This is a genomic window from Pirellulales bacterium, from assembly GCA_035939775.1.
Lineage (GTDB): Bacteria > Planctomycetota > Planctomycetia > Pirellulales > DATAWG01 > DASZFO01.
Genome location: DASZFO010000332.1, coordinates 1 through 2395, shown reverse-complemented (window position 1 = coordinate 2395; position 2395 = coordinate 1). Strand labels below are relative to the sequence as shown.

Below are 2395 nucleotides of genomic sequence, written 5' to 3'. Positions count from 1 at the left end.
CAGGAGGAAGTCGACACTTATTGGGAAAAACTGTCTGCGGGAGGCGGCGAGGTGCAGTGCGGCTGGCTCAAGGACAAGTTCGGGCTGTCATGGCAGATCGTCCCGAACGCGCTGATCGAGCTGCTGGGAAATCCTGACCCAAAAAAAGCGGCCCGCGTTGCCAAAGCGATGTTTCAGATGAAGAAGATCGATATCCGCGGCCTGCAAAAGGCGGCCGAAGCCTGAGGAAAGGCGCCCTCATCCCGGCCCTCTCCCATCGGAATGGGAGAGGGGGAAAGACGCCGCTCGAGACCGCAAGCCAAAATCACGAAGGAGCCAGCCATGTTCAACTCAACTCAAGCACTTGCTGAAACCGTGATTCCGCCCTTGGCGTGCGAGCGGTCTTCTCAGGCGATCGAGTGCCCCGAACAACCCGTCACCGAGGAAGGCGACGGATTGTTCCTGCCGACCCCTCGCCGGATCATCCATGCGGCGATTCGCTTCGGCAAAAGTTTCGAGTTCGTCGTCGAGTGTTGCGTACTGTGATGCCGCGCAGAAGCCATTCGTAATCAACCAACTCACATCTAATCATCGAGGAGCCAGCGATGAGCAAGTCGATCCAGCCGATTCCCGCCGGACACGAAAACCTGATCCCACACCTCGTGTGCGAGCGGTGCTCCGAGGCGATCGAGTTTTACAAGAAGGCTTTCGGCGCCGAGGAGATTCATCGGATGCCGGCCCCGGACGGCCGCAGGATCATGCATGCGGCCATTCGCATCGGCAAGAGCTTTGTCTTTCTTGTCGATGATTTCCCCGAGTATTGCGAAGGCAAGTCGGAAACGGCGACGGCACTCAAAGGCACGCCGGTGACGATTCATCACTACGTGACGGACTGCGACGCCGCCATCAAGCGTGCCCAAGACGCCGGCGCCACGGTTCTGATGCCGGCCGCCGACATGTTCTGGGGCGACCGCTACGGCGTCGTGAAGGATCCCTATGGCCACAAATGGTCCTTCGGCACGCACGTCAAAGACCTCACGCACGCCGAAATGCAGGCCGGGATGAAGGAAGCGTTCGCGCAACACAAATAATTGCGTGGGGTCGGCCAATCGGCTCACTGCTGCGCGCCCCTTGGAGCACCTCACCCGGTCACCACGTTACGGAATTGCTCTTGAATCCGAGCCGCGCGGTGAGCTGATCGGCCTCTTTGCCAACGAAGCGGTTCATAATCGCGTCGTGAGCCCGTTGCCAGGCTGCGTGATTCGGAGTGACCACAACGAGGTGATAGTCGATGCGATTCTTCCGCGGCAGATTGAGTTTTTTGATCGCGTCGGAGATGTGCGCTTCGAGTTCGGCGCCAATCAACGGGTTGTTGCTCGGATCGATGGGCTTTTTGAGATAGACCACGCAATCGGCTCCTGTCGGATTGCCGCCTTGGGACCAGTCCGTCAACAGCTCGGTAACTTTCGTGCGAACCGGAAATACCCTGACGTCGGCGTCTCCGACGGCCGCCTCGGCGGCTGTTTCCTTGGTTGGGTCGATGGCCTTGGCTGCGTCAGCCGCTTTTGGCCACGCGCCGGGCGTGCCAATAAAGGCTCCGCTGATCTGAACCACTCGCAGCTTGGCCTCTTTCGCCAAGTCCCCGCATTCCTGGGTAAGCCGTTTCTGCTCGTCAGACAATGTTTGCTGCATGTCGGGCGGGCTCGCGCCCAAGAATCCAATGACAAACACCACCGACGCATTGGGATCACCGGTCTTTATCGCGGCGAGTGCGCGCCGCAACGCCAGAATGTCGAGCGCCCGCATGCGATCGACGCCGCGCTTGCCGATGGTCCCGAAGCCATTCAGGACAACCAGCGCTTGCACTTGCTTACCGTGGGCGATGAGCTGGCGCTGAAGCTCCGTGCGGATGGGAACTGCAAAAAAGCTGGGCTCGCCCGTCTCCTTCTGAGCTGTTCTCGAGCGTTCTGGCTCGAGCGGCAATTCGGCCCATGGGTCGGCCTGTTGAGCAGCTTGGAGCGCTAAACTCGCGCCCGGCACTAGCAAGATTGCCGCGAGAAGTGGTATTGAGCGCCAACACGGCGACATTCGCAACACCCTTCGCTGGGGAATGGCGTTTGTCCAGATTATTGAGGAACGCTAGTTCTTCTCGTTCAGCCGCAGCACGCAGCGAAAGCCGACGTCGGCGTGATGTTGCGTGCCGTTGATGCCGGCGCGATACCAGGCGTCCCAGCCGGGGCCGTTTCCCTTGACGACGTGAATGTCGACGGGGGCGTTTCGCGGGCCTTTCCAGTTTCGCAACGGCGTGGACGAGGATTTTTGAGCGTCCGCAAATGCCGTGAGGGACCAGCGGTCGATGCACCATTCGCGGGCGTTGCCCGCCAGGTCGTAGATTCCGAAGGGGCTGACGTCGGTG

Annotated in this window: 5 protein-coding genes; 3 read left to right on the top strand and 2 right to left on the bottom strand. The window is 60.3% G+C overall.

All coding sequences use genetic code 11. The features are described from left to right. From VGY55_21185 to VGY55_21175, 3 genes are all read left to right on the top strand, one after another. On the top strand, positions 1 to 225 hold a 225-nt coding region (locus VGY55_21185; protein ID HEV2972500.1), incomplete at its 5' end, for a VOC family protein. A 96-nt stretch (positions 226 to 321) separates the two neighbouring features. Then, positions 322 to 525 (top strand): hypothetical protein, encoded by a 204-nt coding sequence (locus VGY55_21180; GenBank protein HEV2972499.1) that lies wholly within the window; start codon positions 322 to 324, stop codon positions 523 to 525. Between the two features lie 59 nt (positions 526 to 584). Beyond that, positions 585 to 1070, top strand: a complete 486-nt coding sequence (locus VGY55_21175) for a VOC family protein (GenBank protein HEV2972498.1) — start codon at positions 585 to 587, stop codon at positions 1068 to 1070. A 58-nt stretch (positions 1071 to 1128) separates the two neighbouring features. Here the strand turns inward: VGY55_21175 and VGY55_21170 are convergent, their stop codons facing one another. Next, a complete protein-coding gene (locus tag VGY55_21170) occupies positions 1129 to 2067 on the bottom strand; it encodes a hypothetical protein (protein ID HEV2972497.1) in 939 nt (312 codons plus the stop codon). A gap of 51 nt (positions 2068 to 2118) precedes the next feature. Beyond that, positions 2119 to 2395: SUMF1/EgtB/PvdO family nonheme iron enzyme (locus tag VGY55_21165; GenBank protein ID HEV2972496.1), on the bottom strand; the 277-nt coding region annotated here is incomplete at its 5' end.